The organism is Cohnella ginsengisoli (assembly GCF_029525555.1).
GTDB classification, from domain to species: Bacteria; Bacillota; Bacilli; order Paenibacillales; family Paenibacillaceae; genus Cohnella; species Cohnella ginsengisoli.
Window position 1 is genome coordinate 810,405 of record NZ_JAPDHZ010000004.1, and the last position, 23,763, is coordinate 834,167.

Here is a 23,763-nt window from a genome sequence, read left to right on the forward strand (position 1 = left end):
CGACGCATGGGACGTTCCGTCGGAGCCGAAGGCACGTCACATGCCCGAGGTCATCGACGTTTCCCCGCCGAAGCGCATCCGGCTGACGCCGCCGTCGCAGGGTGAGGAGCTGCAGGACGACCGCGACGACATCGAGCCGGGCGATCCGGTCTTTCTGATCGTCGAGGACGACTTGAAGTTCTGCGAGATCGTACAGGACGCGCTCAGCCGCAAGGGCATCAAGACGGTGGTCACGTCCAAAGGCCTTCAAGCGCTAGAGTTGGCCAAAAAAGTACAACCCGATGGCGATCACGCTCGACCTTCACCTCGGGGATACGGACGGCTGGCTCGTGCTGGAGCATTTGAAAAACGATATGTCGGTCCGCCACATTCCGGTCTGCGTCATTACCGTCGACGAGGACAAGACCGAGCTGCTGCGCAAAGGCGTGTACGATTACCTGTGCAAGCCCGTCACCAACGACGAGCTCGATCTGGCGCTCGAGAGCCTGAACGCGTTCGCCTCCCGCGGGGACCGGCAACTGCTCGCCGTCGTGAAGTCGCCCGAACGGCGGAAGCAGATCGTCGATTCGCTCGCGGGCGGCACGCTCAAGATCACGGCGGTCGACACGACGCGCAAAGCGCTGAACCAGATCGGCGTGAAGCCGTTCGACTGCGTCGTCACGGAAGGCGACCTGACCGATATGCCGATGCCCAAGTTCCTGCGGGAGATCCAGAAGAAGTCGGCTGGCAGACGCATACCGATCGTCGTGGAAGGCGGCATCAAGCTGAGCGGCGAAGAACACGAGGAATGGGAAGAAATTTTGAAGACCTCCGTCGTAAAGGAGGCGCGCTCGGCCGTTCAGTTGATGGACGAGACGACGCTGTTCCTCCATCGGAGATCGGACGAGCTGCCGGCGGGTTCAAGGGGAAGCGCTCGAGCGGATCTACCAGTCCGACGAGGCGATTCAGTCGCGCAAGGTGCTCGTCGTGGACGACGACGTGCGCAACATTTTCGCCTTGACGACGATTCTTGAACGACACCAGATGACCGTGCTCCCGGCGGAGAACGGACAGGCGGCGATCGATATCCTCGAGCGGACGCCGGACGTCAGTATCGTGCTTATGGACATCATGATGCCGGTCATGGACGGCTACGAGACGACCCGAGCGATCCGCGCGAACCCGGCGTTCGCGGAGCTTCCGATCATCGCGCTCACGGCCAAGGCCATGAAGGGCGACAGGGAGCTGTGCATAGAAGCGGGCGCCTCCGACTATATCACCAAGCCCGTCAACAGCGCGCAGCTGCTGGCGATGATGCGGAGCTGGCTGGACCGCGGAGACGACAGCTAGGCTGCGCATGACGGATTTTTATTGAATGTATTTCTCGCTCGATAGAAGCAGGAACGCATCCCGAATCATCGGACCGATGAAGGGAGGCGTTCCTGTTTTTTTTGCGTTCTGAAGCCGGCGAAGGCGCAGCAGCAGACGACACGACCCGCCACCGGGACCGGATACGTGCAACAATCCGTTGAATGGCAACGCATGGAAAGGGAGAAGACGCGTTTTCGCACGCTCCGTCGACAAAGGAAATCTAAATATTCGTTGACGAATTGACATGTTTTTCAGGGGGGCCGTCTGTACAATCTATCCTATATTCACGATTCGCTCGTCCTTCATCAAAAGAAGAGAGGTGCAGTTATGCGTGGAGATAAGAAGCGGTTCCCCCCTTGTCGTACTGATCGTCGCGACGTTGTTTGCAACGCTTGGCCTGACCTCGCTCGCAGCCATGCAGGATCGCGCTCCGCTCGCCGTCGCCGCCCCGATCTCGCAGCCGTCCTCGCTCGCGTCCGAGACGCAGCGCGAGCCGGCAGCTCCGCTTCAACCGGAAACTTCGCCTATCGTACCGCTTCCGGCCGCGATAAATTTGTCCTACCTGAACGGCCCTTCCTCCGTCAATCCCAATGAAATTCCCGAAGACAACCGAAAAAAGCCGCTTAAATTCACGCTCGACGAAGAGCTCGGGACGAACAAAGCCGGGACGCTCGCCGACAACGACGAAAAAGAAGGCACGGATGCGCAGAAAAAGACCCCGCGCGCGCCGTCCGTTTCGATATACGAAGTTACGGCTTATTATTTAAACGTGCGGGCCAATCCCTACAACGGCTCCAAAGTACTGCGCGTCGTTGAGCGCGGCACGCGCCTTGAAGTAGCGGCGGTCACGGAGAAAGGCTGGCTTCGCCTGAACGATGGCGGGTATGTACACGGCGGGTACGCATCGTTGATCGATCCCGACGAAGCGGTCGGTCGTACCCCCGGTGACGGCCTTCCGGTTCCGCAGACGGAAACTGCGACCTCCGCGAAAGAGCGGCAGGTTGAGCCGAAGGGAGCTGTCGCGGCAGAACCGGACGGCGTTAAACAAGCCCCTTCTGATCCGTCAAGTCCAACGAATCGGGTGCGATCGGATTCCGGCTTGACGGAGGAGCATATCGCCAAGCTGTTCAGTGGAACGGCCCTCGCAGGCCACGGCATCGAGGATGTCGTCCTGGAGATCGAAGACGAGTATGGCATCAACGCCTTGTTCACGATTGCGGTCATGAAGCTCGAGAGCGGCAACGGCAAGAGCAAGCTGTCCCGCACCAAAAATAATTTGTTCGGGTTGAACGCGACATCGGGAGACGCGAACAATAAAGCGTTCAGTTTCAAGACAAAGGCGGATTCGGTGCGCAAATTCGGGCAGTTGCTGGCGGATAAATACGTGGACAAAGGGTTCACGACCATCGACAAGGTCGCGTCCAAATACTGTCCGGCGAGTTCAAGCTGGGCCGGGAAAGTCAAGGGAATCATGAAAAGCGATTACCGTAAACTGTAAACTTGGGTTATACTTGCATTAGCATGGAGACTGTCGAATATTCGACAGTCTTTTTCCTTTTCTTCATGTTGTTTTAACATGGCCCGTTAGGGGTATAGACAGTCCGTGTAGACTTGAAACAGATCGGCGGACATGCGAAAGGGGTAAACGCGATGTCAGGCTTGCCGCAGTCCTTGCTCGGCACGGGGGGAACAATGGTTTCAATTATCGCTTCACGGCATCGGAATCGCGGATGCGACCGGCAGGTGGGTCGCGGTAAACGAAGCGCTGGCCAGCATGCTGGGATACGCCGAATCCGCTTTGGTCGGCATCCCGTTGGAAGCGCTCTTCGATTCGGCCGAACGGGAGGGTGAAGACCGATCGGATGCGGACGATTTGCATGCGGGCGCCGTGAGCAGCGTAACGCTTATAGACAGCGGCGGCAAGCTGGTGAGGTTCGACGCGTCGGCATCGAGAATCATAGCGGACGAAGGGGAGGGACCGTTTACGCTATGGCAATTTTACGAGACGGAGGATAGAAGGCGCACCGAAGAAGAGCTGGAGACGCTTCGGGAACGACAGCGTATCATCGGAGAAAATATCATCGATCTCTATTACATATGCGACCTTGAAGGCCGAATCGTCGAAGCGGCGCCCAATGCATACGTGCTGCTCGGCTATCGGCAGGGCGAACTCGTCGGATTGCACGAGCGCATGCTTTTCGACGAGCAGGATCTGAAGCGCTACGAGCTCCAATGCCCACAGGATTACGCGCTGAAGGAATATCGGCTCAAGCGCAAGGACGGCAAAACGCTTTGGTTCGAAGCCGGCGTCAAACGGATTCAGGATAAAGCCGGAAAGGCGTTCAAGCTGTTCGTCGGACGCGAGGTCACCGCACGCAAAAAGCACGAAAGCATGTCCGCGGAAGCCGAACGAATCGCGGCGATCGGCAGCTGGGAATGGGGGGCGGAGAGCGGACGTTTCTGCCACTCATCGAATTTAACCCGTATTTACGAAAATGCCGCCGAGCGCGCGGCGGGCGATGAGCTGACCTTGCCGAGTCTGGTCGCCGCCGAGGATCGCCAAGCCTTTGCGGAGCTTGCGAACGAAGCCGCGAACGGGGGAGAACTCAGCTTCGAAACGCGCTTGACCATGAAAGACGCTTCGGTCAAATACGTCTATATCCGCGGGACGGCCGTCTATTCCGATCAAGGCGAGGCGGTTGGTCTGGTCGGCACCGTGCAGGACATCACCGACCGCAAGCTCGTCGAGCTTAAGCTGCAGGAAAGCGTCGAACGCTATACGTCGCTTAAGAAGTACAATCACGATGCCGTCGTGTCCATCGACTTGGAGGGACGCGTCATCAATGCCAACCAGGTCGCCCAGGAGCTGACCGGCTATACGGTGAGCGAGATGATCGGTTATCCGATCGCCACGTTCACGGGCTGGAAGCGATTCGTTCCGCATCGCGGCAACGTCGACGCCTCGGAGGCGGAGATTCGCCATAACGACAAAATCACGCATAAGGACGGCAGCACGCGCGAGGTGCTGACGACGCTGGCGCCCATCATTATTCGCGGCGAAAACGTCGGCTATTATTTGATCATTAAGGATATCACCGAACAGAAAAAGCTGCTCATCGAAAAGGAAAGCGCCGAGTCGACGAACAAAGCGAAAAGCGAGTTTCTCGCGATGATGAGCCACGAGATCCGTACGCCGATGAACGGCATTATCGGCATGACGGACCTGCTGCTCGACGGCGACAACTTGTCGGAGACGCAGCGGAGCTATCTGAACGTCGTCCGCAAGAGCGGAGAGACGCTGCTGGCCATCATCGGCGAGATCCTGGACTTTTCCAAGATCGACTCGGGGAAAACGGAGCTCACGATGGAAACGTTCGATATACGCGCCTGCGTCTTTGAATCGCTCGACGTCGTCTCGGCCAAGGCGAGAGACAAGGGCCTCCAGACCGAAGTATCGGTCGATCCCGGCGTACCGAAGCTTGCCGTCGGCGACGCGAGCCGATTGAAGCAAGTATTAATGAATCTCCTCAGCAACGCGGTCAAATTTACGACGGCCGGCGGCGTGTACGTGACAGTCGTCCGGTGCGAAGCCGAGCGAGGCAAGATCGGGCTCAAATTCACGGTGAAGGATACGGGGATCGGCATTCCGAAGGAAAAGTCGTTCAAGCTTTTTCAGCCGTTCTATCAGATCGCCAACCAGTTCACGAAGGAAACGGAAGGGACGGGCCTGGGCCTCGCGATCTGCAAAAAGCTGGCCGTTCTGATGGGCGGCGACATTTGGCTCGAGCAGAGCGTGGCGCAGGGCGCGGCGTTTTCGTTCACGGTCGCGCTCGATCCCGCCGATGCGTCCGACGATTCGGCGGTCCAGCCGGCGAGCGCGGCACAGGAAGCTGACGTTGCGCGTCCGCTGCGGATCCTCGTCGCGGAGGATAACAAGATCAATCAGCTCGTCATGCTTAAAATTTTGGAGAAGCTGGGTCATCGCGTCCTCATCGCCGCGCATGGCATCGAAGCGGTCGAAGCGGCGACGCGCGATGCGTTCGACCTGATCTTCATGGACGTGCAAATGCCCGGGGTCGACGGCATCGAAGCGACGCGGATGATCCGGGAACGCCTGCCCGCGGAGACGTGCCCGGTCATCGTGGCGGTGACGGCGAACGCGCTTAAGGGGGGACCGGGAGCGGTTCATGGCCGCGGGCATGGACGAGTATATGAGCAAGCCGATTTATACGAGCCTGGTCAAGGAAATGATCGGCAGATTTTTCGGAAGATGATCATGAAACAAGAAAGAAGCGATTGCGTTGACTGAGGACAGCAAGCTGCCTTTCCACCCCGTACTGTCCGCCTGGTTCGCTTCGACGTTCGGGGAGCCGACCGACGTGCAGGTAAAAGCCTGGTCTTCGATCGCCGAAGGACAGCATACGTTGATCGCCGCGCCGACCGGGTCCGGCAAGACGCTGGCGGCGCTGCTGCCCTGCCTCGACCGCATCGCGAGAAGCGATACCGCAGGCAAGCGGCAGCCTGCCGTTCGCACGTTGTACATTACGCCGTTGAAGGCGCTGAATAACGATATTCATCATCACGTGACGGACTTCGCCCGGCAGCTCGACGCATGGGCTTCGGAGCGGGGCGAGCATTGGCCGGGCATCCGGAGCGAGGTGCGGACCGGGGATACGACGCCGGCGAAGCGGGCTGCCATGCTTCGCCGGCCGCCGGATTTGCTGGTAACGACGCCGGAATCGTTCTATTTGCTGCTGACTTCCCTCAAAGGCAGGGACATGCTGGCGACCGTCGAGCAAGTCATCGTTGACGAGATCCACGACCTTGCCGCGGACAAGCGCGGCTCGCATCTGTCGCTCTCGCTGGAACGGCTGTCGGCGCTATGCGCGCATCCCGTCCAGCGGATCGGCGTATCCGCGACGCAAAAGCCGCTGTCCCGCGTCGCAAGGTTTCTGGGCGGATGGGAGGAGCCGGCACGGGAGGAAGCTGCGGAGGCGATGCAGCCTCGGCCTGTGGCGATCGTAGAGAGCGGCATGACGAAGCGCCTAAGCGTCAAGGTGACCATGCCCGAGCCGACGGCTCCTTCGGCTGGAAGGGAGGCCGTCTGGAAGCCGCTGCTCGACCGGATCATGGAGGCCATGGCGGACAGCCGTTCCGTCCTCTTATTCGTGAACAGCAGACGGCTCTCGGAGCGGCTGACGCTCCGGCTGAACGACCATGTCGGCTACGAGATGGCGCGCTCTCATCATGGCAGCCTGGCACGGGAGCGAAGGCTCGAAGCCGAGCGGCTGCTCAAGAGCGGGGGAGCTAAGATGCATCGTCGCGACGTCTTCGCTCGAGCTGGGCATCGATATCGGCCACATCGATCTCGTCATCCAGATCGATACGCCGCTCGCCGCAGACCGCGGCATTCAGCGGATCGGCCGCGCGGGGCATGCCGTGGGCGAAGAGAGCCGGGGGCTGATGATCGTCCGCGCCAAGGCGCTGCTGCCCGAGGCGGCCGTGCTAAGCCGGCTCGTCTCTCGGCGCGAGATCGAAGATATCGAGATTCCGTACGGACCGATGGACGTGCTGTCGCAGCAGGCGGTGGCCATCGTGTCGATGGACGATTGGCGCGCGGACGACTTGCTTCGCCTCGTTCGGCGAAGCGACAGCTACCGGGGATACGACGAGCGGCGCTTCAGGGAAATGCTGAAGGTGCTGTCCGGATTTTATCCTTTTTTCAAGCCGCTGCTCGATTGGGACGCGCGCTCGGACCTTTTGACGGCCAGGGCAGTCGGTCGTGCGGCCGCCGTGCGCGGAGCGGGCACGATTCCGCAAAGCGGCGGGTATCCGGTGCATCATATGGATAGCAGGGCGCATCTGGGCGAGCTCGACGAGGAGTTCATCCAAGAGAGCCGCGTGGGCGACGTCTTCCAGCTCGGCGCGGGCTCGTGGATGATCCGCGAGATCAAAAACGACCGCGTCTATGTCGCCGAAGCGGCCAACCGGTTCAGCGAGGTGCCTTTCTGGCGCAATGAAGCGGGCGGGCGATCTTATGAACTCGGACAGAAAATCGGCGCGTTCTGGCGGGAAATCGCCGGGCGTCTCGGCCTCGACGAAGAAGCGGACGGCGCAGATGGCGCGAACGGCGCGAATGCGGCGCGGGAGCGAGCGTACGATGACGAGGTCGCGACATGGCTGCGCGGCGAGTTCGGCATGGACGCGGCTGCTTCCGAATCGCTGATCGGCCATGTGCGCGCCCAACGCCGCGCAAGCGCCGTGCCGACCGATGCACGTATCGTCGTCGAACACTACCGCGACGTCATGAACCAAACGCATATGGTCATCCACAATTTTTTCGGGACCAGCGTGAACCGCGCCTGGCTGCTCGCGCTTCAGCGGCAATTCGAGCTGCTCATGCCCTACCGGCTTTACGGCAACGCCAAGGATAACGGCATCGAGATCGTGCTGCCGGAGTGGGATGCCTCCTGGATGCGAATCTTGAGCCAGGTATCGACGGCGAACGTCGAGACGCTGCTGTCGGAGGCGGTGACCGGCTCGCCGCTGCTCGCGGTCGCCTTCCGCAAAATCGCGGAAACGTCGCTTCTCCTTGCCCGCAGCTTCACGCGTACGCCGATGTGGCAAAAGCGGCTGCGCAGCGAGGAGCTGCTGCGCAAGGCGCTTCCCTACGGCGCGCAATTCCCTTATCTCGGCGAAGCGATGCGCGAGGCGCTTCACGAGTACCTCAGCTTCGGCGATCTGCGCCGCATGCTGGAGGCCGTTGAAGAAGGGCGTATCGAGATCGTCGTCCGCGAAACGCCGTATCCTTCGCCGCTCGCCTCCCAGTTCATGGCCGATTACGTGAACATGCGGATCTACGAAGGGGACGGCCTGGACGAATCGACGCGGCGCCAAATCTTGCAGATCAACCACGAGCTGGCCCGCGAACTGTTCGGCGGGGCAGATGCCGGCCCGGCCGTATCCGAAGAAGCGATGGCGCAAATGCAAGCGAGCCTGTCGTCGCCGTCGCGCGAGCCCGAAGGCCCGGCCGACCTCGTCTCGCTGCTCAAGAACAGAGGCGATCTCACGGCCGGCGAGATCGTCAAAGCCGCCGGCGAACGCAGCCTGTCCTGGCTGAGCGGGCTGGAAGAGAGCGGTGCCGCCGTCGCGATCCGCATGCCTGGCGACGAGGAGCCGCGCTACTTCGTATCCGATGAAGCGGAGCTGTACGCGCGATTCCCGCAGGATCCGGCTTCGGTCCTTTTTATCCTGGGGCGCTACGCGGACCAGCGGATGTCCTTCACCGAAGCGGATCTCGTCGAGCGGTATCCGCTGCTGGACCTGCCCGGAGCCGCCGATGCCGTGCGGCTGCTGCTCGAACGCGAACTGATCCAGCGCGCGCCGCACGCCTCCGGCGAGGACGAACGGCTGTGGACGAGCGTGCAGGTCGCCTCCAAGCTCGTCCGCTGGTCGGTTCGGCACGCCCGATCCCAGGCCGAGCCGGCGGACGCGATCCGCTGGTGCAGCCAGATCGCGCTGCTCCAGCATGCTTTGCCCGGTTCGCAAATGCAGGGCGGCGAAGGCTTGCTGGCGGCCATCGGCAAGCTCCAGGGCCTTTTCCTCCCGCTGTCGCACTGGGAGACGCTGATTCTGCCCGCGCGCGTGCAAGGCTATCGCAAGGAGGACCTGGACCTGCTCTGCGCGACGGGCGAGGTACTCTGGATCGGCCGTCGCGAGGAGGAGGAGCGAGAGGGCAAGATCGCCTTCTTCCTGGCTGACGACAAGGCGCTGTACGAACCGTATGCGGAAGCCGCGCGCCGGCGGGAAGCGACGACGCGTCATCCGCAGCTGGCGAAGCTCATACGTGAGAGCGGGGCGAGCTTCCTTACGAAGCTCTCCAGGGAGACGGATACGCGGCCGTCGGAGCTGCTGCCCGCGCTCATCGACCTGGCCTGGGAAGGTCTCGTCTCCAACGACCAATTCGCGCCGCTCCGGCTTCACGCCGACCAGGCGGGGGGCCAAGCGTCAGTTCCAAGGACGGACGGGTTCGGGGCTTGGACGCTGGTACGCCGTGTCCGGCTTGCTTGAATCCGCGAGCGAAGACGAAGATATCGACGACGATCTTCCGTCTGGCCGCAGCGCTTCCGAATCGCAACAGTCGCCGGTGCTCGCCTGGACCAAGCACCTGCTCGACACTTACGGGATGGTGAACCGGGAGCTCGTCTCCAAGGTGTCGCCCTATCCTTGGGACGTCCTTCAAGGCGTACTGAGGCAGCTGGAGGACTGGGGGCTGGTGACGCGAGGCGCCTTCATCCGCGGTCTCGAAGCTTTGCAGTTCGCTACGCCGGCTTTCCGCGATGCGGTCAAGCGTCCGGCAGGCAGCGGCGACGGCCAGCTGGCCGTGTTGTCCGCCGCCGATCCGGCCAATCCCTTCGGGCTGATCGCGGAATGGCCATCCGGCGGCCAAGGCATTTCCTTCGCTCGCAAGCCCGGCAATTTTCTGCTGCTGGACGGGGAAAAGTGGCGCTATTGGGTCGAAAACAACGGCAAGCGCGTCTATAGCCTGGAAGCGGATGCCGGCGATCTGAAGGCGCGGGGAGAAGCGGACCGGCTGCAAGCCGCGTTCCAGACGATCATTCGCCGGCAGAAGCTCGTCAAGCTCAAAATGGACGAATGGAACGGCAAAGCCGCCGCCGAAACGGAAGCGGGACGCGCGCTGATATCCCATGGCGCGGAGAAGCAAATGCGATCGCTCGTGCTTTGGTTAAAAACGTGACGCGAGATTGCAAGTAAAGGATTCCATGCGCCGCCCGAATGCTGCTTCTCAATCGAAAGGGGTGGACGAATGAAAATCGATTATGTCGACGTTCTCGATAAAATCTCGGATAAACTATACAAGTCCGGCATGGACGTGATGCAAACAGCCAGCCGATTTATTCCCGCCAATACGTTCTGCATCGCGAATTTGGATCGCGTATCCACCGTCGTCCTCAATGCTTTCAACCGGGACAAGACCATTCTCACGGAGGGGCTTGTCGTAGCCAACGAGGAATCGTATTGCGCGTTGGTCACGGAGAAAGCCCGCGGACCGCTCGTCATCGAAAACAACCTGACGCATCCGCTGACCAAGGATATGCCCGCGACGCAATTTGTGGGCGGCTGTTCCTTTTTAGGAGTGCCCATATTGACGCCCGACGGTCAGATATACGGATCGTTATGCGCTTTCGACGACCGTTTTTATTTATTCGAACAACGCGATGTCGAGCTCATGCTGTCTTTGTCCAAATTTTTCACCGACGTGCTGGCCTTGGATGATTCCGTCGAGCAGCTGAAGGAGGCCCAGGCGAAGGCGATGCGCGCGCTCGAAGAAAAGGACAACCTGCTCGCCGTGCTGAGCCACGAGATTCGCACGCCGATGAACGGAGTATTAGGGATGGCCAATCTGCTGCGTTCGACGGATTTGACCGAGGAGCAACGGAATTACGTTACCGTCATCGAAGATTGCGGAGAAGGGCTAATGGCGATGCTGAACCAGATATTGGAGCATTCCAAGATCGCGGCGGGAAGGATGAGCGTGGAGTCCGAACCGTTCAACGTCGTTGAATGCGCGGAACAGGCGCTGCAGATCCATGCGTTCGAAGCCGGAAATAAGCGTATCGGGCTCCGCCTGTCCATCGACGACGACGCGCTCGGCAATTATGAGGGGGACGGTCTGAAAATCAGGCAAGTCCTCATTAATCTCGTCAGCAACGCGGTAAAGTTCACCGAGCGCGGAGAAGTGTCGTTGTCGATCGAGCGGGAAGACCGGCCTGTCAAGGACGGGAGGGTCTGGTTATCCTTCAGCGTATGCGACACGGGGATGGGCATCTCGCCGGAGCGCAAGGACCAGCTGTTCCGCTCGTTTTCCCAGGTCCACGACAAATCGATTAGATGCAATTATGGAGGCATCGGCCTCGGATTGTCGATCTGCCGCCAGTACGCCGAGCTGATGGGCGGGACAATCGAGTTGACGAACACCGGTCCGGGCGGGTCTTGCTTCACGCTCACCGTTCCGCTTCGTACCCAGCAGAACCGCCAAGCTTCTAACGCGGTCTAAGCGCGCAGGCGACCGCGGGTCGCCTGCGCGCATGGGCTGCTGCTTCCGGCGCACACGCGCCGATTTGCTTTACCCCCACTTGATACCGGTCTTAAAGCCCGCGCCGTGACCCGCGGCCTGCCCGCCGAGCTGGACGCCGGCGCCTTGCGGGCCCATATGCGCGCCGGCTTCCAGTCCGACGCCGTATTTTCCTCCCACTTGGCCGCCAGCCTTCGCTTCCAGGCCTGCATGGGGGGTTCAATTGCGCTTTCGCCTGAAGGCCTGCGCCGTAGGGGCCTCCGAGCTGGGCGCCGCCATGGAACGAAGCGACCTGGCCGCCGCCGACTTGGGCGCCAGCCTGAATGCCCGCGCCGTTCGCGCCGGCGAATTGGCCGCCGATGTTCGCGTGAATGCCATGTCCCCCCGCCGATCCCGCCCCCCGCTTGAAGGCCAAGGCCGTACTCTCCGCCTAAGTAGGCTCCCGTATGAACGCCGGTTCCGTATCCGCCGCCATAATAGCCTTGCGCGTGCATGCCCGCTTCAAGCGGACCGAGATGGCTCTGCGCCTGAAATCCCGCATGATGAGCCGAACTGTCTGGGCCGGTCTGCGAAGGAGGGAGCACGGGCATCGGCATCTGTTCGAGGCCCGGGTAAGGGGTGCCTGGCTGATACGAATCGGCGTAATAAGGACGGGAAGGATAGCTCTCGGAATAAGAGAGGCCCGGATATCCATAATAATCGGGAGCGAAGCCGTTGTAAGATTGAACGTAACCATAACCGAAGCCTTGACCGAACGAGCCTCGCGGATTGATGTGCATGGCGCTAGCCTCCATTGGTTTTCATGATGGGTTAGCCTATTCCGCGAATGCCGCCAAGGACACCCGCCCGGTTAAAAAATGGGCGTCTGCGGCAGGGTAGCAGGCGACGTCTTAAGGGTAAGGGACAGCATAGGCGCTCACAAATCGCCGCGAAAGAAGGGAGGAGCTGGAATGCCCGCATCGATCGCAGATGTCACGCAATGGCTCGAATCGCAAACGGACAAGGAACTGGTCGTAATCAAGCATGAGGATCGGGACCTCGACGAGGTCAGAATCCGGCTCGAGCGCGTCGAGCGCAGAGGAGAGCGGAGCGAGGCGCTTGACGACTATACGAACGGCGCCTCGCTGATGCTCATGGGCAGCGGGACGGTCGTCACGGAAGGCAGGGAAGAGCCCTTGCCGTCCGATGCGTTCGAGATTCCGCTCGAAGGACTAAGCCTGACTGAAACGGCCGAAGGCGCGGCTTTGCTCGTGACGGAGCGCGCCCGCTATTCGATCAAGGTTCGAGATTGAGCGATGAAAAACGCCCGCTGCCGAATTGGCGCGGGCGTTTTGCGTATGAAAGGACGGGAAACGGGGCTGCGCTTAATCCCCTGCGTCGATGGCGCTCTTGCCGCCGAACACGATGACGCCGCCGCCTACGAACATGCAGACGATCAGAATAATGACATAGGCCATTGCCAACACCTCCGGATTTGGTTACCCTTATCGTAACTTAATCTTACCCGTTAAGGGTACCGACGAATTCGTGACAAGATCGGGCGTCCTGAATACTCACGCTCGCTGGATGACTAGTCCCGCGTCGCAATTCGCGCCTTGGAGGAATGAAGATGACGGTCCATATCGCGCTTCTGCGCGGCATCAATGTCGGCGGCAACAATAAAATAAAAATGGCCGAGCTCAAGGCGGCTTGCGAGCGGCTTGGGCTCGAGGCCGTGCGCACTTACATTCAGAGCGGCAATATCGTCTTCCGCTCCGATCGCTCCGAAGAAGCGCTGCGCGAAATGATCGAGGCGACGCTGCAAAACGAATTCGGCGTCAAAAAAGGCAAAGGTTCTGCTGCGAACGAATGAAGAGCTGCAGCGATTGCTGCGCGACTGCCCGTTCTCCGAAGCGCAAATCGCGGCCGCCACTCAGCTGTACGTGAATCTGCTGGACAAGCCGCTGGATGACGAGCAGCTGGCCCGTATCGGCGAGCTGTCCGCGGAGGGCGAACAGTGCGTCATCGGGGAACGCGCGATTTATTTGCTCCTCACGCCGAGCATCTTGGATTCCGCCTTCGCGGTCTTGTTTCAAAAAGATGAAGCTCACGCTCACCTCCCGCAATTGGAACACGATGAACAAGCTGGGCGAACTGGCGGCGCAAACGGAAATATAGCGCGCAGACTCAGGGCTGCGTCTCGATGACGCGGTCCACGATGCCGTACGCGACCGCTTCCTCGGCGCTCATGAACGTGTCGCGGTCCATGTCCTTTTCCACCCGTTCGAGCGGTTGCCCCGTTCGATCGGCGGTGATCCGGTTCAGCCTTTCCCGGATGAGCAGGATTCGCTTCGCGCTGATGGCGATATCGCTCGCCTGGCCCTGCACGCCGCCGTGGGGCTGGTGAATCATGATCTCGCTGTTCGGCAGCGCGAAGCGCTTGCCTTTCTCGCCGGACAGCAGCAGGATCGCGGCAAACGACGCGGCCATGCCGGTACAGATCGTGTGCACCTCGGGCCGGATGAACTGCATCGTGTCGTAAATCGCCATGCCGGCCGTCGTCGATCCGCCGGGGCTGTTGATGTACATGCTGATCGGCTTTTCCGGGTCTTCCGCAGCCAGGAACAGCATTTGCGCGACGATGGAGTTGGCCATCATGTCGTCGATCGCCGCGCCGAGGAAGACGATTCGGTCTTTTAGCAGCCTGGAGTAAATGTCGTAAGAGCGCTCTCCGCGCGCCGTCTGGTCGATCACGTAGGGGATATAGCCGTTCATTGGAGGTTCCTCCCGTCGGTTGGTGTGGACGTTCGAATCGGTAATCGTCCGTCGGCGGCGAAAGGATACGGCAGGAAAATTATTTTTGACCGCGTATCTTTTTCGCAAAGGCGTTCGTTTACTTGTATAAAAGGGCGAGTCTGTATCGGAAGCCCAACGTTGACTTCGCGAGAGGAGGAAGTTCGCATGATCGATTCTGATTTAGACGTAGAACGGTTGTCCGCCAGCGTCGGAAGGTACAGCCTGTCGCTCGTTCGCTCCAAGCCAGCGGCTGAAGACTTGGCGCAGGAGAGCTGGAGCCGCGCGCTGCCCGCGTTGCGGGATGGCGGCGGCCATGCCAATCCGGAGGCGCTCCTCCTGCGCGTCGCGAGGAATGCATGGATCGACGGCTTGCGCCGCGACGCGCGGAAGGCGAAAATGCTGCAAGAGACGCTGCCGGAGGAGGCGACGATCGATCGTCCGCTGCTGTCGATAGAGCTGGCGCCCGTGTTCGCCGCTCTGAACGCGTTTCTGCCGAAGCTGCAGCGAACGGTGTTTTTGCTGCGCGACGTTCTCGGCTATTCGATCAAGGAGACCGCGGCCCGGCTCGGCACGTCCGAAGGCGCCGTCAAGGCCGCGCATGTTCGTGCGCGCAGGTCGCTCGCGCTCGTGCAGGGCGCGCTCTCGCGGGAAGAGGGGCCGGGGCTGCCCGCGGACGAGAACGAGCGGGTCGAAGCGCACCTGATGGCCGATGCTTACGCGAGGGGGAGACATCGGCACGCTCGTGGCGCTTGCCAACGGGGGAGGCGCGCATGCAGGCGAGACAACTGCCCGTGCAGGGCACGGTGTCGCACGCCGTTCCACGGAGCCGTCGAGAGGGGCGGCCCGAAGCATTGTTTTCGACGGGAATGCTGTCGCAAGCGGCTTAGCGAATGGGGAGCATCAAGGAAATGAAGCTGGATGCACGCATCCCAAAGGGTGCGAATGCGTTCCGGCTTTTTTTTTGTGAAAAATGTCCTTCGCTTCGACCTAAATTTTTCCTAAATCGGTTTCCTTGAATTGACAATCGGGGTGTATGAAGGGCATAATACACTCATGGTGTATGAACCACTTAGTACACACACTCCACGACAAGGCGAGGCAGAGCGATGGATAATCACGGCGGCTGGATGGAGACGGCGTTCAACACGCGAGATCCGGTATACCTGCAGGTCGTCCGGCTGTTCAAAGAACGGATCGTCACGGGCCTGCTGGCGGCGGGAGAGGCGATCCCGTCGAGGCGCGAGATCGCTTCGCTGCTCAAGATGAATCCGAATACCGCGCAGCGAGCTTACAAAGAAATGGAGGAACAAGGCTTGATCGTCACGGAAGGTAATTCGCCAAGCCGAATCACAAGGGACGAAGACGTGCTCCGCAATATCCGGTCGGAGCTGCTGGGCGAAGCGGTCCGGACTTTCATGGGCTCGATCCGCAACATGCAGGTGCCGCTCCAGGAGATCGTGGCGCTGGTCCAAGAGGAGTACGAGTCGGATGCGCAGCGCCGGGCTCGGAAGCCGGGAGGTGAAGGCGCATGATTCGCATCGAAAACGCCCACAAGCGCTACCGCTGGCGAAAGGTGCTGGACGGCGTGACCTTTTCCGCGGAAAAGGGACAGATCACCTGCCTCGTCGGCATGAACGGCGCGGGCAAGTCGACGCTGCTGAAGGCGATCATGGGCCTTACGCCGTTGTCCAAAGGAAGCATCCGCGTCGACGGCGTCGGCTCGAAGCGGGAGCTGTACGAGAAAGTCTCGTTTATTCCGGACCATGCGGCGATGCCGGGCGGCCTCAGGCTCGAAGAGGGGCTTCAGTTTATGGCGGACTACTACAAGAGCTGGAACGAATCGCGTGCGCAGGAGCTGATGACGTTTTTCCGGCTGAATCCGCGCGATCGCGTCGGCAACCTGTCCAAAGGGACGGCGGCCAAGTTCGGACTTGTGCTCGGTCTGGCCTTGGACACGGAGTTCGTGCTCATGGACGAGCCGTTTTCCGGGATAGACGTATTCAGCCGGGAGATGATCGGCGACGTCTTCTCGAGCCGGTTGATCGAGGACCGGGGCGTGCTGGTGACGACGCACGAGATCGACGAGATCGAGCATTTGCTCGATCGGGCCGTGCTGCTGAAGGACGGCAAGGTCGTCCGCGACATCGATTGCGAGCAGGTACGGGACGAACAGGGGAAGTCCGTGCTCGACGTGATGCGGGAGGTGTACCGGGGATGAGGCATTATTTCAAGCTGCTGGCGCTTGAGGTACGCAGGTTCAGATGGATAATGGTCGGCATGATGCTGTACACGCTTGTCGTGGAATGCGCAGCCGTCGCAATCGACATCCATAACTTCGCCAATCGCTACGGCATAAAGGAAGGAACCCGGGAGCCGGGCGTCGTGCCTCAATCCTACTCGTTTGCCGATGTCATCGGCAATACGCAGGGCGGATTCGCGCTTGGGATATTTATTCCGGTAGCTGTATTGGTCGCCTATGTGCTCGTTATTTGGTATAGAGACTGGTTCGGGCGCCATCCGTTCGCTTTCCGCCAACTCATGTTACCGGGCGGACGCATCCCGCTTTACTTTGCCAAGCTGACCGCCATTTTTTTGTTCGTCTTTTCGATGCTGGCCTTGCAGCTGGTCGCGATGGCGATTTTGAAGCTCGAATATGCGATGGTGACGCCCGAGCTGTTAAAGGAGCCGAGCCGGTTCACCGACGCCATGTATGCGAGCGAGATTTTTAAGCTGCTGCTGCCGCTGCATTTCAGTCAGTTTCTGACCAACTACGGCATGGGCTTCCTCGGCGTGCTGCTCGTGTTTGCCGGCATTTTGCTCGAGCGCAGCTACCGGATTCGGGGCATTGTATTGGCGGCGCTTTACCTGGCGCTCAATATTACGTTGCTCGTCCTGGCTTCAATGTCCAACGAACTTTCATTGTACCCGTCGGAAACGATAGCCGTCTGTTTGACGATTTTCGGATTGGAGGTCGCAGGAGCGATATGGCTGAGCTTAAAGCTGATCACCCGCAAAATATCCGCGTAAAGCGAAGGGGACGGTTCAGGTACGTATGGGCGGGCGCGCTCGCCTTATTTTCAATCGTCGCGCTTGGCGTTTATTACGGCTATGCGTCCGACGAACGGCTGCCGAGCTTTCATCTGGAGACGGTGGAGGGGGATCCTTCGTTCGGCTGGGAGATTCAACTTGACGGCAGCTATATCGGACGAAGGGGCAACCGGTCGATGAAAGTAGATGCCGAAGGTACTCGCTATTCAGACGCGAACCGGGTAGGCCGATTGTTCATATGGCCTTTCTCCAAAACTTACAACGCGTCAATGGAAGCGCTCATACAGGCGCATCGCGAATTTATGCGGGGCAAGGAATACGGAACGTTGGAGCAGAACGACGACAAGCTGATCTATGCCGAGCTTGTCCGTAAAGAAGGTCAGGCAACCTTGAAGCTGTCTGCGCTAAACAAAAAAAACCGAGAAATCGGAAAGCTATTCCCTGCAGGTAGGGTCTTGGAAGCAGCGGGAGCAGGTTTATGTTGCCGATATGCAGATCGAAGGCGAACTTGCGCATTTTCTGATCATACGCTCTACTTCAACGCGCTCTAATGAAGAGATCGCCCCGCAGCTATTCGACTACGTGTTCGAACTGTCAGCTGGCAAGCTGGTCGATACCCGAGAGATTCGATTGCCTGTTCAAGCCGGATACGACGTATCGGTGGCTAACCGGGGGACGAACACGGATTCGGTTCATGCCGTTATTTTCACATCCAGAGTAAAAGGGAACGAATACGGCAGCCGGAGGCGCCAGTGCGCTGCCAGCCGCTTCCGCGGAGAAGCCGATTATTGAATATAAACCGTTTATTTATAATTATAGGGATGGACGCGTAAAATCGCTCGCTTTGGCTATTCCGGAAAGTATAACGCGTACGAACTACATCGTAGACGGCGACAAATTGTACGGCGTGACTGTAGCCGGCAATACGGAACGTTGGCGGGGAAAAGCTTCAATATCGTGGAGACCGATCTCTTGACGCAAGCCCAGACCGCTGCGTATACGCTACATGCCTCGGACCTGGGCGGTGAAGAGATTCTTGCACCGAGATTCAAGGACGGCAAGTTTTACTTTATCGTTCCCGGCGAGCAGGCGAAAGAATCCATTGGAAGAGCCTCAACGAAGGTGATCGTCGTTGAAGCGAGCAGCGGAAAAACGGTGTACGAAGGCCAAGTCTCGTACGACGGTCCAAGCAGCCAAGCATCCGCCGAGCTGAGCCAAACCGTGCTGCTCAACATGCAGCTCCGATCGTGAATCGCCGCATCGAGATGCTTCGCAGCCTAGAACTCGAAGCCTACCGGATGGCGTATTATCTTCTCGAGGCGGAGGAGCCGGCCTGCGAGGCGGCCAAGCGGGCGCTGCTGGCGCTCTGCGGCGCGCGCGAGTTTGCGAAGGCGACGCAAGAGGAGCGACGCAGGCTTCTGAAGCGATTCGTCATGCGCGAAGCGGTCTCGGGCTTCTGCCAAGCGACGGCGAGAGCGAACTAGCATACGTACAAGCGCAAAAAAGGACGTGTCCGGACCCGGACACGTCCTTTTTAACGTTTGCGGCGAGCTCTTATGGCGGTCCGCGTCCTGCTTGCTGTTCGCGCGGCGGGGATGCGGCCGAGCAAGCGGGCGTACCGCATGACTTTGCGGTGCGTGGACTTATCCTTCAGATGCCTGAACAGATACGGATCCGGCGACGTATTCAGCTCGATGATCCACGGACGCAGCTTGGTATCGAGGCCGATGTCGGCACCGACCATATTGATCTTGGGGTGGGCTCTCGCCAGCGCCCTCGCGGAACGAAGACCGAGCGCCTTCAGCTTGCTTTCGGCTTGCCTCGCGCCGTTAGAACCTAATTTTGGCAGAAGCAACCTGCTTAGCGGGACAGGCGTGCCGCCGTCATGATAATTCGTGACGGCCTTGCCTTTCTGGGCGACTCTCGCAATGACGCCGGTCGGCTCCCAGGCGCCGGCCGGATTTTTTTGCACCATGACGCGAATGTCGAAGCGTCTGCCGTTCGTCTTGAGCAGGTGCACGCCGCGCTGCGCGAGATACGGACGGCGCCGCTTCATTCGCAAGACGTGGCCATATAGCGTGTCGATGGACGAAAAGCGCTTTTTGCTTAGTCCGGCATGACAGCTATAAGGCAGCCGTTGCCCGGGCGTCCGTTCGATGCGCATCACGCCGCGGCCGTACGTGCCGGCGACGGGCTTGACGTAGATCATGCCGTACCGGTTCAGCATATTCGCGAGCGTCGCCCGATTCATCCTCCGCGTCTCGGGCACGTGCGGAGCGACTGCGGGATCTCGCAGCGTCGCGACCGTTTTGACCCATTTATTCGCGATATGCACGCCCTTGCGGTTTATCACAGCGGCTCCCCTCCGATCGCCATACTGTATGCTTGCCCGCCGCCGCCCGACACGGACAAGAGTTGGAAGATTCACGTCCCGAAGGCTTCGGTTAATGAATGATACCGGATCGATAACGGCAACAATGCAAAGGAGGAGCGCGCGATGCAAACGATATGGAAGGGAGCGGTCAGCTTCGGGCTGGTCAACGTGCCGGTCAAGATGTTCACGGCCACGCAGGACAACGACCTGCCGATGCGCATGCTGCACAAGAAGCTTAACGTGCCGATTCAATACCACAGAACGTGTCCGAAGTGCGAGGAAGAAGTGAAGTGGACCGATATCGTCAAAGGCTACGAATACGAACCCGGTCACTTCGTTACGTTCGACAAGGGCGAGCTCGAGGAGATCGCGTCGGAGACTTCGCGCGAGATCCGCATTCTCGACTTCGTGGACCTGGATGAGATCGACCCGATCTATTATCAGAAAACTTATTATCTCGCGCCGGAAAGCAACGGCACGCATGCCTACAATCTGCTCGTGCAGGCGCTGCTCGATACGCGCAAGATCGGCATCGCCAACGTCAGCATCCGCACGCGGAGCAGCCTGGCTGCGATCCGCATCGTGGACGGCGTCCTGTCGATGTCGACGATGTTCTACGCCGAGGAGATCCGCAGCAAAAAAAGAGATACCGAACCTGCCGGAGGAGACGAAGGCGGACGAGCGGGAGCTTCAGATGGCCCGCATGCTGATCGACCAGCTCAGCGCGCCCTTCGAGCCCGGGAAGTACGAGGACGTTTATAAGGAACGGCTGATGGACGCGATCGAAGACAAGGTCAAGGGCAAGGAAGTCAAGTTCGCGCCGGAAGAGAAGAAGACCAACGTTATCGATCTGATGGAGGCGTTGAAAGCAAGCTTGAAGCAGGCAGGACCGGATAAGGGCCAAGCGGGAGACGCGGAAGTCGGCAAAGAAACAGACCAGAAAGAAACGAAAAAGCCCGCGCGTAAGCGCAGCGCGACCAAAGCAGAAAAGGACGAGCCGAAGACGAAAGCGAGGAAACAGGAGGCGTCCGCCTCCAAGACGAGGACGAAGAAAACAGGGAGCTGACCGATGGAGCCATTCACCCCGATGTCTCCCGTGGCGGAGGAACGCACGCCGGCGGGTAGCGCTTGGATACACCAGCTTAAATGGGACGGTTATCGACTCATCGCCGAGGTGCGGGGCGATCGCGTCCGGTTGTATTCCAAGCGCATGCTGCTGCAAAACGATTCTTACCCCGAGCTGGCGGCGGCGCTCGCCGGCCGTCCCGGGGACTACATACTCGATGGCGAGGCGGTCATCCTGGACCCGCATACAGGCAAACCCAGCTTCCAGCTCATGCAGCAGCGGGGCAAGCTGCTCGGCGATCGCTTGATCGAAGCTTCGGCCAGGCGGAATCCGGTTCAATTTATCTTGTTCGACCTGCTGGAAGCGAACGGCGAGGACCTTCGGCGGCTGCCGTACGCGGAACGCAGGGAGAAGCTGCTCCGATTGACGCAGGGCTGGACATCGCCATTTTACGTGGCGGACGAATTCGAGGACGGCGAATCGCTCTGGCGGTGGGTCGAGGCGAACGGCTGGGAAGGCGTCGTCAGCAAAAAGAAGGCGTCGGCTTACAAAGAAGGCAAGGTGCATCGCGACTGGATCAAGCGGAAGACCGTCCACCACATGGACGTCGACATCGTCGGCATCATCTGGAAGGAGGGACGCGTGTCAAGTCTCGTCATGGCAAAAGACGATCGGTATATGGGGCGCGTCTCGTCCGGATTAAACGAGAGAGCGAAGGCTGCGCTTCGCCGGCTGCCCGCCGGACGCTCCCGCGCCGACTATTGGGAAAGCTCGCCCGAAGGCTTGCGAGGCGCGGACGTCAGGTGGCTAGAGGCGCCGCTCGCAGGCAGGGTCAGCGGCAGGGAGATGACGGATGCGGGCTTGCTGCGGCATCCCAAACTGATCGACCTGGAGGGGATTCCGCTATGAGCGCCGCGGATAACGATTCGATCGAAGTCGAAGGCTTCGAGATCAAGGTGACAAACCCGGATAAGCTGATGTGGCCCGAAGCCGGCATTCATAAGGCGATGTATTTGCAAAAGCTCGTCGCCTTGTCCCCTTACTTGCTGCCCTATTGCAAAAACCGGTACATGACGGCCATCCGTTATCCGGACGGAGCGGGCGGGAAGGCTTTTTTATCAAAAAAAACGCGCCGGAGCCGCTGCCGCCTTTCGTGCGGACGGCGGTGCGGGACCAAGTTCGCTATATCGTCGCGGATACGCTGCCGACCTTGCTGTGGATGGGCAATCTCGCCGCGCTCGAATTCCATCCATCGTTCGAATACGTAGGCGGAGAGGAGCCGGCCGAATGGGTGCTCGACATCGATCCGAGCGAGGCGCTCCGCGGACGGCTGATGGAGGCGGTCTCTTTGATCGGAGAAGCGCTGGAAGACATGGGCATAGCCTCCGTACCCAAGACGAGCGGCGCCACGGGCGTGCAAATTGTCATCCCTGTTCGACCTGGCTACACCTTCGATGAATTGCGAAAGGCGGGAGGTTTCGTCGGCAAGTACTTATCCGAAAAATATCCGAAGCTGTTCACCGTCGAACGGCTGATCAAAAATAGAAAAAACCTGATCTACGTCGATTATGTCCAGCATGCGGCGGGCAAAAGCCTTTCCGCGCCTTATACGCCCCGCGGGCGGCCGGAAGCGACCGTGTCAACGCCGTTGACCTGGGAAGAAGTGCGGAACGGCGCCGATCCGCGCGACTTTACGCTGCATACGATCGAAGCGAGGCTCGCAGAGAAAGGCGACCTGATCGCGGCGGCGCCGAAGCAGTCCCTGGAGGCAATTTTACGTTTTCTGAAATAAGTGCAGCGACTGCAAACTGTAACAAATTATGGCTATACGGCCCCGATTCTTATGATGTACACTATAAGAATCGGGAGGTGTGACATGGATATAGGCGCGGCATTTTTTTACGAGCATCACCATCCTGATCACGTTTACGTTTTTATTTAACCTCATTTACAAATACGTGTTTCAGCATACGTCCGACTACTTGAAGCAGATCGCGATGATCGTCGGCTTTATCGCGTTAGGATGGCTTGCGATGAAGTTCGGCGTCCGGTACAACGGATCGGCCATCTTCGATCTTCGCAACGTGCCGATCATCTTCGCGACGCTCGTCTTTCGCGATCCGAGAACGATTCTGGCGATCGGCTTCGGCATTGCGCTGGCGCGATTCGGCATCAACGGGATGTCGGCGTCCGCGTTCACCGCTTTTTGCAACATCTCGACGCTCGGCATCGCGGGTTCGATACTTGTCGGCTTGTACAGACGAAGACCGAATTGGGGCTATCCAGTCAAGGCGGCGATCTCGCTGCTGACGATCAACGCTCTTCAGGTCGGAGGCATCCTTGCCTATGGAGCGCTCGATCGCGTCAATTATGCTACCCATATTTTGCCTTACTCGCTGCCGGCCACGCTTTTGCTCGGCACGTTTTTTCTGTTTATCATCCGCGACTTTTTCCTGGACCAGCAGCGTGCGGTTCAGCTTAAGGCGACCAACGAGGCGCTGGAGAAACGGACGTCGGAACTGCTTGATAGCCAGAAGTTGCTAGAGGAAAAGGCCGAACTGATCCTTCAGGCCTCCAAGTACAAATCGGAGTTCATGGCGAACATGTCGCACGAGTTGAAAACGCCGCTCAACAGCATCATTCTGCTGTCGCAGATGATCGGCGAATCCGAGGACGGCGTCAGCTTCGAGGACAACCGCCGATATGCGAACATCATCCAGGCGTCCGGCGAGCAGCTGCTTCATATGATCAACGATATTTTGGACTTGTCCAAGGTCGAAGCCGGCAAGATGGATATCGTGTTGGACTTTTTGTCGCTTAGCGATACGGTCGAACTGCTTCATCGTCAGATGAAGCCGCTAGCCGAAGTGAAAAATCTCGAGTTGCGCCTGCAGGTGAATGAAGACGTGCCGCAGACGCTGCTGTCGGACGGGTTGCGGTTGGGCCAGATTTTGCGAAATTTGCTCATTAATGCCGTTAAATTCACGGACAACGGTTATGTCGCGCTGCTCGTCTCGACCGAGCGTCCGGTGAACGGAGCGGGGGGATAGCCAA

General features: G+C 59.5%; 23 protein-coding genes and 5 pseudogenes. 25 read left to right on the forward strand and 3 right to left on the reverse strand.

Annotation, left to right across the window (positions count from 1 at the left end; all coding sequences use genetic code 11):
- Positions 1-281 precede the first annotated feature (281 nt).
- From OMP38_RS35080 to OMP38_RS24950, 10 genes and pseudogenes are all read left to right on the forward strand, one after another.
- Positions 282-1,013: a hypothetical protein gene (locus OMP38_RS35080; protein WP_338130653.1), complete on the forward strand. Its 732-nt coding sequence runs from the start codon at positions 282-284 to the stop codon at positions 1,011-1,013.
- Positions 967-1,329, forward strand: a complete 363-nt coding sequence (locus tag OMP38_RS24910; RefSeq protein ID WP_277567445.1) for a response regulator — start codon at positions 967-969, stop codon at positions 1,327-1,329. The genes OMP38_RS35080 and OMP38_RS24910 overlap by 47 nt, the downstream gene beginning before the upstream one ends.
- A gap of 352 nt (positions 1,330-1,681) precedes the next feature.
- Positions 1,682-2,848: a glucosaminidase domain-containing protein gene (locus OMP38_RS24915; RefSeq protein WP_277567446.1), complete on the forward strand. Its 1,167-nt coding sequence runs from the start codon at positions 1,682-1,684 to the stop codon at positions 2,846-2,848.
- A 204-nt stretch (positions 2,849-3,052) separates the two neighbouring features.
- Positions 3,053-3,709 (forward strand): annotated as a pseudogene (locus OMP38_RS35085) (PAS domain S-box protein); the annotation flags it as partial.
- A 33-nt stretch (positions 3,710-3,742) separates the two neighbouring features.
- The gene (locus tag OMP38_RS35090) at positions 3,743-5,659 is read left to right on the forward strand and encodes an ATP-binding protein (RefSeq protein ID WP_338130654.1); all 1,917 of its coding nucleotides are present in this window, start codon (positions 3,743-3,745) and stop codon (positions 5,657-5,659) included.
- 70 nt (positions 5,660-5,729) lie between these two features.
- Positions 5,730-6,218 (forward strand): annotated as a pseudogene (locus OMP38_RS24930) (DEAD/DEAH box helicase); the annotation flags it as partial.
- Between the two features lie 379 nt (positions 6,219-6,597).
- Positions 6,598-6,726: pseudogene (locus OMP38_RS24935) on the forward strand (hypothetical protein); the annotation flags it as partial.
- Between the two features lie 87 nt (positions 6,727-6,813).
- Positions 6,814-9,420: an Lhr family ATP-dependent helicase gene (locus OMP38_RS24940; RefSeq protein WP_277567655.1), complete on the forward strand. Its 2,607-nt coding sequence runs from the start codon at positions 6,814-6,816 to the stop codon at positions 9,418-9,420.
- On the forward strand, positions 9,404-10,108 hold the full coding sequence (locus OMP38_RS24945; RefSeq protein WP_277567447.1) for an Lhr family helicase: 705 nt from the start codon (positions 9,404-9,406) through the stop codon (positions 10,106-10,108). The genes OMP38_RS24940 and OMP38_RS24945 overlap by 17 nt, the downstream gene beginning before the upstream one ends.
- A gap of 69 nt (positions 10,109-10,177) precedes the next feature.
- Positions 10,178-11,428, forward strand: a complete 1,251-nt coding sequence (locus OMP38_RS24950) for a GAF domain-containing sensor histidine kinase (protein ID WP_277567448.1) — start codon at positions 10,178-10,180, stop codon at positions 11,426-11,428.
- Positions 11,429-11,497: 69 nt separating this feature from the next.
- On the opposite strand, the gene OMP38_RS24955 is transcribed toward OMP38_RS24950, so the two are convergent.
- On the reverse strand, positions 11,498-11,626 hold the full coding sequence (locus OMP38_RS24955; protein WP_277567449.1) for a hypothetical protein: 129 nt from the start codon (positions 11,624-11,626) through the stop codon (positions 11,498-11,500).
- Positions 11,627-12,396: 770 nt separating this feature from the next.
- Between OMP38_RS24955 and ymzB the strand changes: the two genes are divergently transcribed.
- From ymzB to OMP38_RS24970, 3 genes are all read left to right on the forward strand, one after another.
- Positions 12,397-12,738 carry a protein YmzB gene (gene ymzB / locus OMP38_RS24960; protein WP_277567450.1) on the forward strand — a complete coding sequence of 114 codons (342 nt, stop codon included), beginning with the start codon at positions 12,397-12,399 and terminating at the stop codon, positions 12,736-12,738.
- 317 nt (positions 12,739-13,055) lie between these two features.
- Positions 13,056-13,298, forward strand: a complete 243-nt coding sequence (locus tag OMP38_RS24965) for a DUF1697 domain-containing protein (protein WP_277567451.1) — start codon at positions 13,056-13,058, stop codon at positions 13,296-13,298.
- A gap of 13 nt (positions 13,299-13,311) precedes the next feature.
- The gene (locus OMP38_RS24970) at positions 13,312-13,632 is read left to right on the forward strand and encodes a hypothetical protein (protein ID WP_277567452.1); all 321 of its coding nucleotides are present in this window, start codon (positions 13,312-13,314) and stop codon (positions 13,630-13,632) included.
- On the opposite strand, the gene clpP is transcribed toward OMP38_RS24970, so the two are convergent.
- Positions 13,613-14,200 (reverse strand): ATP-dependent Clp endopeptidase proteolytic subunit ClpP, encoded by a 588-nt coding sequence (clpP, locus tag OMP38_RS24975; protein WP_277567453.1) that lies wholly within the window; start codon positions 14,198-14,200, stop codon positions 13,613-13,615. The genes OMP38_RS24970 and clpP overlap by 20 nt on opposite strands.
- A 186-nt stretch (positions 14,201-14,386) precedes the next feature.
- On the opposite strand from clpP, the gene OMP38_RS24980 reads away from it, so the two are divergent.
- From OMP38_RS24980 to OMP38_RS25015, 8 genes are all read left to right on the forward strand, one after another.
- Positions 14,387-15,133 (forward strand): RNA polymerase sigma factor, encoded by a 747-nt coding sequence (locus OMP38_RS24980; RefSeq protein ID WP_277567454.1) that lies wholly within the window; start codon positions 14,387-14,389, stop codon positions 15,131-15,133.
- A gap of 215 nt (positions 15,134-15,348) precedes the next feature.
- Positions 15,349-15,753, forward strand: coding sequence for a GntR family transcriptional regulator (locus tag OMP38_RS24985; protein ID WP_277567656.1), 405 nt, complete (start codon positions 15,349-15,351; stop codon positions 15,751-15,753).
- Positions 15,750-16,439, forward strand: a complete 690-nt coding sequence (locus OMP38_RS24990) for an ABC transporter ATP-binding protein (RefSeq protein ID WP_277567455.1) — start codon at positions 15,750-15,752, stop codon at positions 16,437-16,439. Before OMP38_RS24985 ends, OMP38_RS24990 begins: the two co-directional genes overlap by 4 nt.
- Positions 16,436-17,248: a hypothetical protein gene (locus tag OMP38_RS24995; RefSeq protein ID WP_277567456.1), complete on the forward strand. Its 813-nt coding sequence runs from the start codon at positions 16,436-16,438 to the stop codon at positions 17,246-17,248. The genes OMP38_RS24990 and OMP38_RS24995 overlap by 4 nt, the downstream gene beginning before the upstream one ends.
- Positions 17,206-17,820 (forward strand): hypothetical protein, encoded by a 615-nt coding sequence (locus tag OMP38_RS25000; RefSeq protein ID WP_277567457.1) that lies wholly within the window; start codon positions 17,206-17,208, stop codon positions 17,818-17,820. Before OMP38_RS24995 ends, OMP38_RS25000 begins: the two co-directional genes overlap by 43 nt.
- A gap of 31 nt (positions 17,821-17,851) precedes the next feature.
- Positions 17,852-18,061: a hypothetical protein gene (locus OMP38_RS25005; RefSeq protein ID WP_277567458.1), complete on the forward strand. Its 210-nt coding sequence runs from the start codon at positions 17,852-17,854 to the stop codon at positions 18,059-18,061.
- A 180-nt stretch (positions 18,062-18,241) separates the two neighbouring features.
- Complete coding sequence (locus OMP38_RS25010; RefSeq protein ID WP_277567459.1) at positions 18,242-18,520, forward strand: hypothetical protein; 279 nt, start codon at positions 18,242-18,244, stop codon at positions 18,518-18,520.
- The gene (locus OMP38_RS25015) at positions 18,517-18,753 is read left to right on the forward strand and encodes a hypothetical protein (protein WP_277567460.1); all 237 of its coding nucleotides are present in this window, start codon (positions 18,517-18,519) and stop codon (positions 18,751-18,753) included. Before OMP38_RS25010 ends, OMP38_RS25015 begins: the two co-directional genes overlap by 4 nt.
- A gap of 50 nt (positions 18,754-18,803) precedes the next feature.
- Here the strand turns inward: OMP38_RS25015 and OMP38_RS25020 are convergent, their stop codons facing one another.
- Complete coding sequence (locus OMP38_RS25020; protein ID WP_277567461.1) at positions 18,804-19,622, reverse strand: YheC/YheD family protein; 819 nt, start codon at positions 19,620-19,622, stop codon at positions 18,804-18,806.
- A 144-nt stretch (positions 19,623-19,766) separates the two neighbouring features.
- Here OMP38_RS25020 and ku point away from each other — a divergent pair.
- From ku to OMP38_RS25045, 4 genes and pseudogenes are all read left to right on the forward strand, one after another.
- Positions 19,767-20,709, forward strand: a pseudogene (gene ku, locus OMP38_RS25025) (non-homologous end joining protein Ku).
- A gap of 3 nt (positions 20,710-20,712) precedes the next feature.
- The gene (locus OMP38_RS25035) at positions 20,713-21,618 is read left to right on the forward strand and encodes an ATP-dependent DNA ligase (RefSeq protein ID WP_277567464.1); all 906 of its coding nucleotides are present in this window, start codon (positions 20,713-20,715) and stop codon (positions 21,616-21,618) included.
- Positions 21,615-22,501 (forward strand): annotated as a pseudogene (locus tag OMP38_RS25040) (DNA polymerase domain-containing protein). The gene OMP38_RS25035 and the pseudogene OMP38_RS25040 overlap by 4 nt, the downstream one beginning before the upstream one ends.
- Positions 22,502-22,667: 166 nt before the next feature.
- Complete coding sequence (locus OMP38_RS25045; protein ID WP_277567465.1) at positions 22,668-23,759, forward strand: ATP-binding protein; 1,092 nt, start codon at positions 22,668-22,670, stop codon at positions 23,757-23,759.
- Positions 23,760-23,763 lie beyond the last annotated feature (4 nt).